This window comes from Actinomyces sp., assembly GCF_030530635.1.
GTDB lineage: Bacteria > Actinomycetota > Actinomycetes > Actinomycetales > Actinomycetaceae > Actinomyces.
The window spans coordinates 17778-31574 of sequence record NZ_JAUMUL010000041.1 but is presented as its reverse complement, the minus strand read 5'-3'; the positions used below and the strand labels follow the sequence as shown (position 1 = coordinate 31574).

The window sequence follows — 13797 nt, the reverse complement described above, 5'->3', positions numbered from 1 at the left end:
CCCGGCCAACCGCCACACCCTCAAATTCCAATCGCGGTTCGGCCCGCGAAAATGCGGCGGTGCCGTCGAGCACGCGCAGGGGCCGGCCGACTGTTGGTGTCGGCCGGCCCCTATGCACTCGCCCTTCTCGTGACGGTAGGACCGCTAGGCAATAGTTGTGGTCGCTTCCGCTACTTCGCGACGAACACCTCCCTTCCGTTCTCGGTGGTCTTCTCAGCCTTGATGGTTCCGGTGATCTCATCGCCCGTGACCGTGAGCACACCGTCGGCGTAGCTGTGCGGCGCGTTGATCAAGGGGATGTACAGCGATTCCCTGTCAGCACCGGTGAAGGTCGGCACTCCCAGCACCTGAAGATTCTGACCATCGCCATTCAGCACCATGATGGTGGTGGTCAGTACCACCTTGTCCTTGTAGACGAAAGAACTGGAGTAACCGATCTCATCCAACTTGGGCAGGTGCAGGTAGGCCACCGAGGTGTCCGCCTCCGCGTCGTCGACCTTCTTGATGTCCGGCGCAACGTACTGGTCCGCCTCCTTGATCGCCTCGTCAACCTGACCACCGACCTCGGGGTCCACCTCCTCTGGAACGGGGGCGACGTCCTCCAAGAGCATCTCCGTGAGTGTCTTGCCACTGGCGTAGAACCCGTTCTTCCAGTCGGGCTTGACCGCGTCCAACAGCACCCCGGTGATGAATCCGAAGGCATAGGACTCCACGTCAACCGATACGTCCAGCGGCTCCTCCTTCAGCAGCGCCGCCTGCCGGGTCTGCAGCTGCTCAGGAGACTGATTCTCCTGGATGGACAGCGCCATGTACTCCACGTACCGGGCGATGCCCTCGGCGATGTCGTAGTGGTGGATGTCCTCGGCCTCGCCCGCGAACTCCGACTTCCACGTGTCCATCCAGTAGCGGGCGTGCCCCAGGTGCTCGGACCGCTTGTCCGCATCCATTGCCGCCTGACGCAAGCGGTGCAGCATCATGCGCCGCAGGGTGCGGGGCCGCGCCTGGTACGGGTAGGGGGTGTCCCTGCTGCTGGAGGCGGTCACATTGATCTCGCCCTGATAGTAGAAGTGGACCAGTTCGTGGGTCATGAGCGCGAAGGCGTAGGTGGCCGGATCCTTCAGATCCGCGACGGGCTCCGAGGCGCCGGTGGCGGTCACGGACGGCGTGGAGTTCATACCCGCGGCGGCCCCACCGCCCTCTCTGTTGCTAACCCCCACCGTGGCTGCCTGACCGAGGTTGAGGGTGATGGACGGCTGGTCCTCGAAGGTGATCTTGCCGTAGGAGGTGGGCACCTCAATGCTCGCGTACTCGTCGGCCTTGAGTTCCCGTTGACCGTCAACCGAGATCGCCCACGCACGTTTCACCTTGAACTGCTCGTCGACCTGCATGGCCACGATCCGATGCCTGGTGTAATCGACCCCCGGCCACACCGGCCCCATGATCGGCCAGATACGGGTCACCCAGGCGGACACCCCCTCGACCACGGTCTCGTACTGCTCATCGGACAACGACGGCGCACCGGCCAGACTGCCTAGCGGGTCCTGCGCCCCCGCGGGGGACTCGGGGGTCGGCGATGTGGACGCCGGGCTCTTGCTCTGCGAGTCATTGCCGCCCGCGCAAGCCGCCAATGGCAGCAGGAGCGCGGCCCCGATAGCCGCTACGGCAGAGCGGCGCGTGAGTGAGAAGGAGGTTGGAGCGGACTCAGTCATCAGATGCTTCACTTTCAACGATCGGTTCAACTTCTATGGTTTTCTGAACATTGCACAGCGGTGGTTGAGCGGGTCCGTTCAACCGACCCGCCCCGCCCGGGTTCAGTAGTACTGCAATCTCCTCCTTAGTACTGCTTGATCTCCTCCTTGCAGGTCAAGTCCTTCTCCGGCAGCTCACCGCGCAGCAGGTAGTTGTCTACGGTGTTGTCCACGCAGTCACCCTTGCGCTTATAGGCGCCGTGACCGTTGCCCTCCACGGTCAGCAGACGGGCAGAGTCCAGTTGGGCGGCCAGATCCTTGGCCCACTGGTACGGGGTGGCGGGGTCTCCGGTGATGCCGACGACGAGGATCGGCGCCGCGCCCGTGGCACGGATCTTGCCCGGCTGGTGGTCGGTGTGGTGGCCCCAGCCCTTGCAGAACGCGTCGGGGTAGCCCAGTCCCGTGCCGAGTGTGGGCGCCACCTCCTTGATCTTGGCCGCCTGCTCATCCCACTTGGACTTGTCTCCACGAACCGGGTAGTCGAGGCAGTCGACGGCGCTGATGGCGTTCTCATTGGCCGTGTCACGGGCCTCCTTCTCAGCCAGCTCCTGCGGGTCCGTCTCATCGTCCACCAGTGATGGATTGGTCAGTACGGCGAGGGCCGTGCCGTCATTGTTCTTGATCGCCTGGCTGAGCGCCGCGGTCAGAAGGTCCCACGCACTGTTGTCATACATCATGTCGATCAGGGTCTTCGTGAGCGTCGCCCCGTCTACGGGGTCACCCTGAGTGGACGGCAGCGGCGTGATGCTGGCCTTCTCAATGAGTTGCCTGATCTGCTCGACGCCGGAGTCGACATCCCCGGTCAGCGGGCAGTCCTCCCCCGCCTGGCAGTGCTCGACGTAGGCACGCAGGCTCTTCTCAATGGACTCGGCCTGCTGGACGATGTTCTCAGCGTTCTCCTGTGCGGGATTCTGCGCACTGTCCAGCACCATACGGCCCACGTTCGCAGGGAACATCTCAGCGTAACGGGCTCCCAGGTAGGTGCCGTAGGAGGTGCCCAGATAGTGCAGGCGCGCGTCACCCGACAGTGCCCGCAGCACATCCATGTCACGCGCCACCGAGGCGGTGTCCATGTGGTCGATCAGATCGGGTTCAGGCGAGTACTGTTTGCACTTGGCGGCCAGTTCGGCCGCAGTTTTCTCAGTGCTCTCGGCGGTCTCCTCCTCAAAGTCCACGGGCATGGAGTCCTGCTGCGGATCGGCGGCATCATCGTCCTGCTGCTGGTTGGTGGCTCCGGAACTCTTCTGCTGCAATGTGGCCTCGGCCACCTCACTCATCTCCTGCGGGCTCAAGCAGGTCAGGGGCGTGGACTCGCCCACCCCGCGCGGATCGAAACCGAGGATGTCGTAGCCCGCTCGCAGCGCATCGGAGAAGACTCCCTCCTGCGAGACGTATTCCAGTCCGGAACCACCGGGACCGCCGGGATTGGTCAGCAGCGTACCGATCGGCTTGCCCGAGGTGGAGGGGAGCTTCTTCAGCGCCAGGTCGATGGTCTTGCCCGAGGGCTCGTCGTAGTTCAGCGGAACCTTCGCCGTGGCGCACTGGAAGGAGGCGTCGTCGTCGCATTCCTTCCAGTCGAGCTTCTGATTGTAGAAGGTCTCCAGGCCCGCGGGCACCGGCGGAGCACTCTGCGCATCCACCGGACTGGCGGGCGCAGAGGCACCTTTCGCGGCACCCCCTCCAGTCGTGCATGCCGACACGGCCAAACAGGAGACCGCGGCAACAGCCAGGGCTCGAGCGCCGAGGCGCTTGTGAGTCGTTGTCGTTCTCATGACAGGAAATGTAGGCACCGCGACGCAAACACCGTTCCCCCCACCGACCGATAATCTACACCTATGGCGTTCCTTCCCCAGGAGGAGGCATCTCCACCCGTCAAGGCTCACGATCCACAACTGCACCACATGGGCAATCACCAATCATCTCAACTCCGATCACATAAACTCGAGCCGTGAGCCAAGACATCCGCTCCTCCAGGGGTCCGGCAACGCAGACAGGACCAACATCACCGGTTTCCGACTCGCCCCCGAATGCGGTCCAAACGGCACCACGGTCGCGTCGCGGCGACTACCTGCTGACGGCGGTCATCGGCATCTTCCTGCCGCCGCTCACACTCACCCTGACCGGCCTGGCCTCCCGGGCCGCCGGCGCCGGGCAACTGCCCCGGATCATCCTGTTCACCGTCACGGTATTCATCGTGTCGGCACTGGCCCAGTGGCTGTTCGCTGCACGCTCCTCCCTCGGTGGACTGATCGGAGGCGCCGTCGCGCTGCTCGCCCAGGCGGTGATCCTGGCCCGACCGGGGCATGCCGCAGCCGCACCCTTCGCCTGGGCCCGGTCCCTGATCCCCACGGGCGCGGTGCTCATCGCGGCGGCGCTACTACTGGGGGGCTCGTGGGGGATGCGCCAGGCCCGCCGCGCCGGCCGGGAGGATGCACGGCTGTCCTCCAGGCTCAGCGCCAACGACAGAACCCCGGGCGTCACCCCGGCAGCCCCTCCGTCACGACGCCGGGACCACATCTTGTCCTTCCCACTCACGTTGCTGGCCGTAGGCGCCGCACTCGTTCTCATTGCGAACGGCTATGCGCGACTCGTGACACCGGGAGCGATCCCCAGTGGCGCCATGCTCACCGCCCTGGCCGCACTCGCCCTCCTGATCCCGGCCGCGGCTCTCACGGGCCGATCCACACTCGGCGCCCGCGCCACCGGTGCGCTGCTGATCCTGTGCGCGCTGCCGGCACTATTGGGGGGCGTTTGGCCGAACCTCCCCGGGCGGGCGGCGCTGGCCGGGCTGTTGCCCGACGATCCGACCGGTGCGAGCCTTTTACTTACCGGAATCCTGCTGACGACGGCCGGCTGGGGAGCACACCTGGCCCGCCGCGAGGGCCGGGCGCGCGAACTGCTCGAGCTGCGCTCCCGGGAGACGCCCACACCGCCGCGCGGACTGCCTCATGCATGGTGACGCCCGCGCCGGAGATTCCGACTGAGGCGCCTTCGGAGCACGGCTCGGCACGCCTCCCCGCATCGGGATGCCGAGCCGCTAGCCTGAGCGGATAAGGAGGTTGTGATGAGCACCGATACCAACGCCGGACACAATCCTGGGGAGGAGGCCATGCGCGGCCCCACGGCCGAGTCCGCCGCCTGGGATGACGCCTCCGACTCCACCTCCAGCGCCGTCGACAACACTCCCCGCCCCGCCGCGGTGCAGGCACCGCAAGCAGCACGACAGCCCCCGCCGCCACCACATGTCGACCTGCCGGCAGCCGCCGACCGCAAACGAGCCCGCACGGCGGCCAAGCCCGCCGCGCCTGGCGATGAGACCTCCCGGCCTTCGCGTTCGGAGGCGGACATCCTGCTGGACGGTTCCAGCGTCGTCGGCCACCCGAACCCCCGCACGGCCGCCCACTGGGCCGGCGTGCTCATCTGGGTGGTCGCCCTGCCCCTGAGCTGGTTCCTCCTCCACGACGGCGCCGCCAGGGCGGTCGAGGACGCCGCACCCCTGACCTTCGGTACGTCGGCGGGCGCGCCGGCAGAACTGGGAGCAGGAGCTCTCGTGCTGGCACTCGCACTGTGGACGGCGAGTCACTCCAGTCTGGGGGCCTTCGTAGTCGGCACGGTATCGCTGCTGACCGGGCTTCCGTTCCTGCTGGCTCCCAGGGTGATGAACGGCGTCGTCGGACCGCTTCTGGATAGGTTGACGGCGCACTCCGACCTGGGCCGTTCCTTGTCGACCTACTTCTGGGCGGATGCGGTAAGCGGCAGGTTCATCGCCTTCGGAGTGTTCATGATCATGGTGGGCGTGGTCTCACACAGCGCCCGCCGCGCAGGCCAACGCGAGCAGAGGATCATGGATCGACGCCCCAGCGACGAGTGACCGCGCCGCCGGGGTGCGGGCCCGGCGACGCTCCGCAGCCCGGCCGCGTCTGAACACCTTCATCGCCCTCCCAGAACTGCCGCTCCCGCCAGCACACCCCCACATGCGAAGAGCCCCTACTCTGTCCCGGTGCCCACCTCCGCGTCACGTCCCTCCCCCGCCGAGCCGCCGTCCTCCGCAGCTCGCGCACCGGCGCCCATGACGACGGTGCGCGACGCCGCCCGCGACGCCCTGCCTATAGTCATCGGCTACATCACACTGGGACTGGCCGCGGGGCTGCTGCTGGTCGCCGCGGGCCTGGACTGGTGGTGGGCACCGGTGTGGAGCGTAGTCATCTACTCGGGGACTATGCAGATGCTGCTGGTGCCCCTGGCCGCAGCGGGTGAGCCCCTGTCAGCAATAGCGGCCTCCACACTGTTCGTGTCCGGCCGGCACGTCTTTTACGGGCTGGGCTTCCCCCTGGACCGGGTTCGGCCGACTCCCGCCACCCGCCTGTATGCGATTCATGCGATCACCGACGAGGTATACGCCCTGCTGGCCTCGCGGGACCGCAAGGCCATGAACGGACGCTATATCGTCGCCATCGAGATCATGAACCATTCGGCCTGGATACTCGGCACTACGGCCGGGGCTCTCGCGGGCACCGGATTGGCGGCGCTCATCGGTGAGCGCGTCACCCTGCTCGGCTTCGTCCTGACGTCGTTGTTCGTCGTCCTGGCGATTGAGAACTGGCGAGCGCACCCGGATCTGGCCGTACTGCTCGCCGGCTTGGTGGCCGGTGCCGTCGGGCTGGCGGTGGGTGGCTCCGCGGCCCTGCTGAGCGCACTGGGAACGCTCGCGATCGCACTCATCGCCCTGTACACCTGGCGTCATCGCTGCGACCACAATCACCGCGACCACACCGCCGCAAGAGAGGGGAGGCCCTGATGCTCACGAACCCTCAATTGGCACTCGCCGTAGTGCTGGTAGCCGCCATCACCTTCGCGTGCCGCATCACCCCCTTCGTGCTGCTGCGGGACCGCGACCGTATGCCGCTGCTCGGATTCCTGGGCAGCGCCATGCCGTTGGGGGTGATGATCGTCCTGGTCGCCTACACGCTCGACGGCGTCTGCGCGGCACCCTCCACTTGGCTGCCTGCCCTGGCGGGCATCGGCGCAACCGCCGGCCTGCACCTGTGGCGCCGAGCCATGGGCCTGTCACTGATCGGCGGAACCGCCGTCTACGTGGCGGCCTCGCTCCTGATTGCCTGAACCGCTTATGAGCCGAGCACACACCGCCGCATTGCCAGTAGGCTGCCACTGTGCGCGCCACCGTGACTCGTCCCGGGCCCTGGGCCCATCGCCACATCACCGCCGGCGGTACCCGCTTCCATGTGGTACTGGCAGGTCCCGAGGCGCCGATCGACGCCTCGGGAGCCGCTGCGGGACCGCATAACCCCCTGATCCTCCTGCTGCACGGCTTTCCGGAGTGCTGGTGGACCTGGCGGCATGTGATTCCGGCCCTGGCGGATGCCGGCCGCCGCGTGGCCGCCCTTGACCTGCGTGGCTTCGGCGGCTCCGATCGGCCGCCGTCGGGCTATGACCTGGTCACTCTGGCACGTGATGTCGCCGCCGTGGTGCGGGCGCTGGGACATGATCGTGCGATCGTCGTCGGGGCGGGTCTGGGCGGGCAGGTCGGCTGGACACTGGCCGGCCTGGAGCCCGAGCTGACGGTGGGGCTGGTGCCCATCGGGGCGCCGCATCCGCTGGCGGTGCGCTCCCTGCCCATGCGCACCGTCATGGGTTCGAAGGCGCAGCACCTGTTCTTCAACGTCCCCCTCCTGCCCGAGCGGAGCCTGCGGACGACAGCGGGAGTCGAGCGTCTGCTGCGCTCCTGGGCGGCCCCGGGTACGCGCCCGCTGGTAAGCGAGGGAGCCGAGTACTACGCCGCGCTGTTGGCGCGTCCGGGCGCCGCCCACTCGGCCTTGGAGAGCACGCGCCGGACCACCCTCACGCGCGCCGAGGCGCAGGCTCTCTATCCGCCGACGACGGTGCCGGTGCTGTCCGTTCAAGGTGAGTTCGATCCGGTTCAGCCCGCCCGGGCGCACGCGCGCGACACCCACCACGTGGCCGGTGTCCTGCAGCAGGTGACGATTCGCGACGTCGGGCACTTCCCGCAGGAGGAGGCGCCCGACAAGCTCGTGGACGCGCTACTGCCCTTCCTGACCGAGGTGGCGGCACCCGCCCAGCAGGCGGCGCTCAAGACCTCGGCGTCGTCCTCGGAGCGGCCGCGGCAGGCCGCCCGCAGGCCGTGGCGGACCTCATTCATACGCCGACCCGCGGGCACAGCCCGGCGGCGTTCAAGGCGCACTCCCCGCAGCGGGGGCCACGGGCACGGCACACCCTCCGCCCGTGCTCGATGAGCCGGTGACAGCCATCGGTCCACCGCGTCCGCTCCCACAGGCCGGCAAGATCACGTTCGACGGCGAGCGGATCGTGCGCCGTCGTCCAGCCCAGGCGGCGCGACAGCCGGCCCACATGGGTGTCGACTGTGATCGCGGGCTCGCCGAAGGCGTTGCCCAGCACCACATTGGCGGTCTTCCTCCCCACTCCGGGCAAAGCCACCAGGGCATCTCGGTGGGCGGGAACCGCACCGCCGTGCTCGGCCGCGAGCTCGGCGCCCAGTGCGATCAGGCGTTGCGCCCGGGTGCGGTGCATGCCCAGGGGACGCAGCCGGGCCTCCAGATCACTGCGATCCGCGCCCGCCAGGGCAGCGGCATCGGGGTAGCGCGCGAACAGGTCCGGGGTGACGGTGTTGACACGGGCGTCGGTCGTCTGAGCCGACAGAACGGTTGCCACCAGCAATTGGAAGGGACTGTCATGATCCAGGGTGCAATCGGCCTCCGGATACAGGCGGGCGAGGACGTCATCGACGGCGGCGGCCCGCTGCACGTCCGCCAAGGGCCGCAAATCGGACTCGGCATCGGGCGTCCCGGGCGAGTGAAGAGTTTGACGTGGCACACAGTGAGACTACAATGCACGTCCGCGTGCCACAGATCACAAGCCGTGGCTAGGATATGACACAAGAGGCCCCGTGCTTTCCCGGGCCCGCCAGACGACACCACAGGAGGACCTTCGTGGAAGACAGCATCATCTCCAGAATCCCGCTCTTCGAGGGGATGACTTCGGAGGAGCGTGAGGAGCTGCGCAACATGATGACGCAGACCACCCTGCGCCGCGGCGAGATCCTCTTCAACGAGGGCGACCCGGGCGACCGCCTCTACATCCTGCTCTCCGGCAAGATCAAGCTGGGCCACGCCTCGGCCGACGGCCGCGAGAACCTGCTGGCCGTGCTCGGCCCCGGCGAGGTTGTCGGTGAGCTGACGCTCTTCGATCCGGGTCCGCGCTCCACCACGGCCACCGCGGTCGCACCCACCGACCTACTGGCCCTCGAGCACACCCAGCTCATGAACTTCATCGAGACGCACCCCACCCTCGCCAAGGACATGCTGCGCGCCCTGGCGCAGCGCCTGCGCCGCACCAACACCGCCCTGGCCGATCTGGTCTTCTCCGACGTGCCCGGGCGGGTCGCCAAGGCGCTGCTGGACCTCGCAGACCGCTTCGGCTCATCCACCGAGGACGGCGTGCACGTCCCCCACGACCTCACCCAGGAGGAACTGGCCCAGTTGGTCGGAGCCTCGCGCGAGACGGTCAACAAGTCGCTGGCCGAGTTCGTCTCCCGCGGCTGGATCCGCCTGGAGGGCCGCGCCGTCACGCTGCTCGACGTCGATCGACTGCGCCGCCGCGCCCGCTGACGGCCTCGCATCCGTGCGAGACCGGCACAGGCAGAACGTCGAAACCGGCACTAATGACGTGCCGGTATCGACGTTCTGCACCGTCCGGCCCGCGGCGAGGCCGGACGCAGGCTCCTCAGGCCAGCGGCCGCTTAAGGTAGGCGACCAGATTCTCCGAGCCGGACGGGCCGGGGACCACCTGTACCAGCTCCCAACCGTCGGCGCCCCACTGGTCGAGTATCTGTTTGGTGGCGTGGATCAGCAGGGGGATGGTCGCATACTCCCACCTGGTCGCGTTGTTGGAGCCGGGAGCGTTACTGGTCGTGTCGGTCATGCCCCGAGCCTATGGGCGCACTCCCACGTCTTGGAAGCCATGCGACGGCTTTGGCGGCAAAGTCACCGCACCCTGGCGAGGATGCGGGGGGCGCGGCGAGCGTGGATCTCCGCCACCAGCTCATCGTCCTCGCGACGCAGCCACTCGCTCCAATCAGTCACCTCTGGGAAGCGTCGCAGCAGCGCACGGCGCTCACGCTCGGTCAGGCCTCCCCACACGCCGAAGCTCAGTTCGGAGTCCAGCGCCTCGGCCAGGCACTCCATGCGCACCGGGCAGGTGAAGCACAGGGAACGGGCGTCACGCTGCTCGGCCCCTTTACCGAAGAGCCGGTCAGGCGGCACGCTTGCACAGGCCGCGCGCGCCGCCCAGGTCTGATCGCTCGTCATTTCTCACTCCCCTAGCGCGACGGTCGACTACAATGTCGGCCGGATCACACGTAGACGGTATGCCAACCGATGGTCATTTGCCAAATCGGTCACCCGCATCCCGCCCGCAACCACCTCCGCGTATCTGGATTTCACCGCCTGAGCCTCCACGATCCCGTTGGCAATCCGGGCTCTCGCCGCGGCAGAACCCGTACACGCCTCGGGGGCGGACCCTGCTCGCGCCCAAGCGCTCGCCGGCGTCTTTGAGGCGCTTCTCAGCCGCAGCCCACCGTTTCCCGGTGCACAAACGGCCCATTTCCCCGTAGTGTGGGCTCCATGTCGAAGTCTTCCTCCCGTGGCAGGTCCTTGTCATCCCCTGCCCAGGTCGTGGCGATGCTGCTGGTGTTCCTGCTTCTGTCGAGCGCGGGCGGGGTGCTGGCCGCGGGCTTCGCCATGCCCGCCGTCGGCGTAGCCTCCGCGATCACCAGCGCCTCCGCCAAGCTCTTCGACGAACTCCCCGACGACTTCAATGTCCTCGAGCCCAGCCAGGTCTCGGTGATCAAGGCCTCCGACGGCTCGCAGATCGCCCAGTTCTACGCACAGAACCGCATCGTCGTCTCCCTGGGCGACATCTCCCCCAACATGCTCAACGCCATCGTCGCCGTAGAGGACCAGCGCTTCTACCAGCACAAGGGCGTAGACCCCGCGGGCATTGTCCGGGCCGTCGTATCCAACGCCAGCGGCGGCACCCAGGGGGCCTCGACCCTCACGCAGCAGTACGTCCGCAACATCCTGATCGAGGCCGGCCTGCAGAAGGACGACGACGCCGCCGTCGCCGCCGCCAAAGCGCCGACAGTGGCCCGCAAGCTCCGGGAGATCAAGTACGCACTCACCCTGGAGCAGAAGTACTCCAAGCAGCAGATCCTGGAGGGATACCTCAACATCGCCTCCTTCGGCCCTTCGACGTACGGGGTTGAGGCCTCCGCGCAGCACTACTTCTCGCACTCGTCCAAGGAGTTGTCCATACCCGAGGCCGCGTTGCTGGCGGGCCTGACCAACGCCCCCGGCGCGTATGACCCCGTCCAATACCCCGAAAGCGCGAAGCAGCGGATGGACTGGGTGCTGCAGAAGATGTACGAGGAGGAGTTCATAACCGCCGAGGAGTACGAGGCCGGTAAGAACACCCAGATCGCGGACCTCCTGCGCGTAACCGATTCCGTAGGCGGCTGTGGGGCAGCCGGCTCGGCCGCCTACTTCTGCGAGTATGTGGTCGGCGAGATTGAGAATTCCGACATCTTCGGCTCCACCCAGGCCGAACGCCGCCAGTTGCTGCTGCGCGGTGGGCTGGAGATCACCACCACGCTGGACAAGGGCAAGCAGGCCGCCGCCGACGCCGCGGTGCAGGAGTACGTGCCCACCGGCGACCCCTCGAACGTGAAGGCGGCGCTGGTGTCGGTTGAGCCGGGTACCGGACGAATCCTGGCGATGTCTCAGAACACCAACTACGGAGATGCCACCGGTGCCGACCCCACGGCCACCCAGATCTCCTACTCGGCGGACTACCTGCACGGCGGGATGGCGGCCAACGGCTTCCAGCCCGGATCGGCCTTCAAGACCTTCGCCCTGGCCCAGTGGTACCAGGAGGGACGCTCCGGCTACGCGGTCACCAATACCACTCCGCGCACCTTCGGCTCCTACGAGTGGACCATCTCCTGCGACCCCGATGCGTATCCCGAGCCCTGGGCGCCGAACAACGCCAACCCGGGTGAGAACGGCCGCCATTCGGTGGTGGATAACACCGCGTTGTCCATCAACGTCGGTTACGCGGAGATGCTGGTACAGATGGACGTGTGCGCCGTGACCAGGCTGGCCGCTGACATGGGCGTCACCAAGGCCACCGGAGAACCGGTGGACCCGTATCCCTCGGTGGTGCTCGGCGGCACCGAGACCACCCCGGTGGCCATGGCCAACGCCTACGCGACCTTCGCCGCCCACGGCGTGTACTGCTCCCCCATCGTCATCGACTCGATCACCGACGCGGACGGCCAGGAGATGAGCACCCCCTCGGCGAACTGCAAGCAGGTCATGAATGCCAACGCGGCGGACCAGGTGACGATCACGTTGCAGTCGGTGATGGGCAGCAAGGGCACCGGCAAAACCGCCGCCCTGGACGGCCGCCCGTCGGCCGGCAAGACGGGAACTACTGACGAGATGGACAACGCCTGGTTCGTCGGTTACACCCCGCAGCTGGCCACTGCGATCTGGGCCGGCCACTCCGACGGCTACTACGCGATGAACCAGCAGTACATCGGCGGACGTTACTACGCCACCATGTACGGCGCCGACCTGCCCGCGCCCCTGTTCAAGACCTATATGGACGCCGCCCTGGCCGATCAGCCCGTAGAGGGCTTCAACCAGGTGAGTCTGAGCGCCAGTGCGCCCTCGTCCGGCAGCAGCACCGGGGGCAGCTCTCAGGGCTCCCAGAACTCCCAGGGAACACGGAACAGCAATAGCGACGATGGTAACTGACCCGCATCCGTACCGCGCCGCCCTGCTCGGCGGCCTGGCCGTAGGCGCCGGTCTGCTCGGCTACGCCCTGCTCGAGGCGCGCTCGCCGATACTGCGCCACGTGGACGTGCCCGTGCTGGCGGCCGACGAGCAGCCGCTGACGATCCTGCACTTGTCGGACCTGCACCTGACCGACCGGACCGAGGCGCGCGTGGCCTGGGTGCGTTCCCTCGCGGGCACCCGTCCCGACGCCGTCATCAACACCGGTGACAATCTGTCCTTCGCCAACGGCCTGGAGCCGCTGGGCCGGGCACTCGCGCCCTTCGCGCACCTGCCAGGCGCCTTCGTGATGGGTGACCACGACTACCGCACCACCGTGTTCAAGCTACCCACCCGTTATCTGCGGCGGGATCCGCGCTCCGGCGACGACCCCGAGCGGGAGGCCGCCATTGAGCCGCTCCCCTGGCGGGAGGTCCGCGACCTACAGACCGCCGCCGGCTGGGTGGACCTGACCAATGCGCGCGGCCGCCTGACCGTCTCTGGCCGGCGCATCGACCTGGTCGGCGTGGACGATCCGCACGTCGACCGGGATGCGTTTCCATCCCCCGCTCCGCCGGCCGACGACGCGGCTGTGGTGCGGGACTTCACGGGCCGGCCGCTGCGGCTGGGACTAATGCACGCCCCCTACCGGCGGGTACTGGACGCCATGGCCGACGACGGCGCCGGACTCGCCTTCGCGGGGCACACGCACGGAGGCCAGCTGTGCCTTCCCGGATACGGGGCCCTGGTGACCAACTGCGACCTGGACCGTCATCGGGTGTCGGGCCTGTCCCGCTGGCCCGACGTCGAGCCCGGAGGCGAACCGAAGACGCAGATGTTTCTGCACGTGTCAGCCGGCCTGGGTACGAGCCCGTACACGCCGGTGCGCATGGCCTGCCGTCCGGAGGCGACACTCCTGACGCTGTTACCAGTGCGGTGACCTCTCCGCCCGTGGGTGACCTAATCCTCAGGGACACGATTTCCCCCACCGCCGGACGGCCGGATATAGTCTTCCCGCACACGGGGTGTGGCGCAGTTTGGTAGCGCGCTTCGTTCGGGACGAAGAGGTCGTGGGTTCAAATCCCGCCACCCCGACGACGAGGACGCCCGCGAGCTTGCTCGTGAGGCGTCCGAGGAGGAAGGGGTAACAAGGCCGCCAG

Annotated in this window: 13 protein-coding genes and 1 tRNA gene; 9 read left to right on the top strand and 5 right to left on the bottom strand. The window is 67.6% G+C overall.

Features of this window, described 5'->3' with window-relative positions; genetic code table 11:
• Positions 1 to 170 precede the first annotated feature (170 nt).
• Entirely contained in the window at positions 171 to 1709 is a 1539-nt protein-coding gene (locus tag Q4A20_RS10025) for a hypothetical protein (protein WP_303122606.1), read from the bottom strand.
• Between the two features lie 125 nt (positions 1710 to 1834).
• Positions 1835 to 3520: an alpha/beta hydrolase gene (locus tag Q4A20_RS10020; protein ID WP_303122605.1), complete on the bottom strand. Its 1686-nt coding sequence runs from the start codon at positions 3518 to 3520 to the stop codon at positions 1835 to 1837.
• Positions 3521 to 3696: 176 nt separating this feature from the next.
• Here Q4A20_RS10020 and Q4A20_RS10015 point away from each other — a divergent pair, with 176 nt between their 5' ends.
• From Q4A20_RS10015 to Q4A20_RS09995, 5 genes are all read left to right on the top strand, one after another.
• Complete coding sequence (locus tag Q4A20_RS10015; protein ID WP_303122604.1) at positions 3697 to 4707, top strand: hypothetical protein; 1011 nt, start codon at positions 3697 to 3699, stop codon at positions 4705 to 4707.
• Positions 4708 to 4812: 105 nt separating this feature from the next.
• The gene (locus Q4A20_RS10010) at positions 4813 to 5619 is read left to right on the top strand and encodes a hypothetical protein (RefSeq protein ID WP_303122603.1); all 807 of its coding nucleotides are present in this window, start codon (positions 4813 to 4815) and stop codon (positions 5617 to 5619) included.
• Between the two features lie 198 nt (positions 5620 to 5817).
• Positions 5818 to 6546, top strand: a complete 729-nt coding sequence (locus Q4A20_RS10005; RefSeq protein ID WP_303122608.1) for an AzlC family ABC transporter permease — start codon at positions 5818 to 5820, stop codon at positions 6544 to 6546.
• Positions 6546 to 6869: a branched-chain amino acid transporter permease gene (locus Q4A20_RS10000; RefSeq protein ID WP_303122602.1), complete on the top strand. Its 324-nt coding sequence runs from the start codon at positions 6546 to 6548 to the stop codon at positions 6867 to 6869. The genes Q4A20_RS10005 and Q4A20_RS10000 overlap by 1 nt, the downstream gene beginning before the upstream one ends.
• 50 nt (positions 6870 to 6919) lie before the next feature.
• Positions 6920 to 8020, top strand: coding sequence for an alpha/beta fold hydrolase (locus Q4A20_RS09995; RefSeq protein WP_368502466.1), 1101 nt, complete (start codon positions 6920 to 6922; stop codon positions 8018 to 8020).
• Here the strand turns inward: Q4A20_RS09995 and nth are convergent.
• On the bottom strand, positions 7923 to 8567 hold the full coding sequence (nth, locus tag Q4A20_RS09990) for an endonuclease III (protein ID WP_303122607.1): 645 nt from the start codon (positions 8565 to 8567) through the stop codon (positions 7923 to 7925). The two genes, Q4A20_RS09995 and nth, sit on opposite strands and share 98 nt — an antisense overlap.
• 167 nt (positions 8568 to 8734) lie before the next feature.
• On the opposite strand from nth, the gene Q4A20_RS09985 reads away from it, so the two are divergent.
• A complete protein-coding gene (locus tag Q4A20_RS09985) occupies positions 8735 to 9412 on the top strand; it encodes a Crp/Fnr family transcriptional regulator (protein ID WP_303122601.1) in 678 nt (225 codons plus the stop codon).
• A 115-nt stretch (positions 9413 to 9527) separates the two neighbouring features.
• On the opposite strand, the gene Q4A20_RS09980 is transcribed toward Q4A20_RS09985, so the two are convergent.
• The gene (locus Q4A20_RS09980; protein ID WP_303122600.1) at positions 9528 to 9725 is read right to left on the bottom strand and encodes a DUF4177 domain-containing protein; all 198 of its coding nucleotides are present in this window, start codon (positions 9723 to 9725) and stop codon (positions 9528 to 9530) included.
• A 62-nt stretch (positions 9726 to 9787) separates the two neighbouring features.
• Entirely contained in the window at positions 9788 to 10111 is a 324-nt protein-coding gene (locus tag Q4A20_RS09975; protein ID WP_092534064.1) for a WhiB family transcriptional regulator, read from the bottom strand.
• A 315-nt stretch (positions 10112 to 10426) separates the two neighbouring features.
• Between Q4A20_RS09975 and Q4A20_RS09970 the strand changes: the two genes are divergently transcribed.
• From Q4A20_RS09970 to Q4A20_RS09960, 3 genes are all read left to right on the top strand, one after another.
• Entirely contained in the window at positions 10427 to 12619 is a 2193-nt protein-coding gene (locus Q4A20_RS09970; RefSeq protein ID WP_303122599.1) for a transglycosylase domain-containing protein, read from the top strand.
• Positions 12609 to 13577, top strand: a complete 969-nt coding sequence (locus tag Q4A20_RS09965; RefSeq protein ID WP_303122598.1) for a metallophosphoesterase — start codon at positions 12609 to 12611, stop codon at positions 13575 to 13577. The genes Q4A20_RS09970 and Q4A20_RS09965 overlap by 11 nt, the downstream gene beginning before the upstream one ends.
• 81 nt (positions 13578 to 13658) lie before the next feature.
• Positions 13659 to 13732, top strand: a tRNA-Pro gene (locus Q4A20_RS09960).
• The last annotated feature ends 65 nt before the right edge of the window (positions 13733 to 13797 follow it).

Excerpts from the sequence above, each read along its gene's own strand:
- Q4A20_RS10025 (WP_303122606.1), bottom strand. The coding sequence starts at position 1,709 with ATGACTGAGTCCGCTCCAACCTCCTTCTCACTCACGCGCCGCTCTGCC.
- Q4A20_RS10020 (WP_303122605.1), bottom strand. The coding sequence starts at position 3,520 with ATGAGAACGACAACGACTCACAAGCGCCTCGGCGCTCGAGCCCTGGCT.
- Q4A20_RS10010 (WP_303122603.1), top strand. The coding sequence starts at position 4,813 with ATGAGCACCGATACCAACGCCGGACACAATCCTGGGGAGGAGGCCATG.
- Q4A20_RS10005 (WP_303122608.1), top strand. The coding sequence starts at position 5,818 with ATGACGACGGTGCGCGACGCCGCCCGCGACGCCCTGCCTATAGTCATC.
- Q4A20_RS10000 (WP_303122602.1), top strand. The coding sequence starts at position 6,546 with ATGCTCACGAACCCTCAATTGGCACTCGCCGTAGTGCTGGTAGCCGCC.
- Q4A20_RS09980 (WP_303122600.1), bottom strand. The coding sequence starts at position 9,725 with ATGACCGACACGACCAGTAACGCTCCCGGCTCCAACAACGCGACCAGG.
- Q4A20_RS09975 (WP_092534064.1), bottom strand. The coding sequence starts at position 10,111 with ATGACGAGCGATCAGACCTGGGCGGCGCGCGCGGCCTGTGCAAGCGTG.
- Q4A20_RS09970 (WP_303122599.1), top strand. The coding sequence starts at position 10,427 with ATGTCGAAGTCTTCCTCCCGTGGCAGGTCCTTGTCATCCCCTGCCCAG.
- Q4A20_RS09965 (WP_303122598.1), top strand. The coding sequence starts at position 12,609 with ATGGTAACTGACCCGCATCCGTACCGCGCCGCCCTGCTCGGCGGCCTG.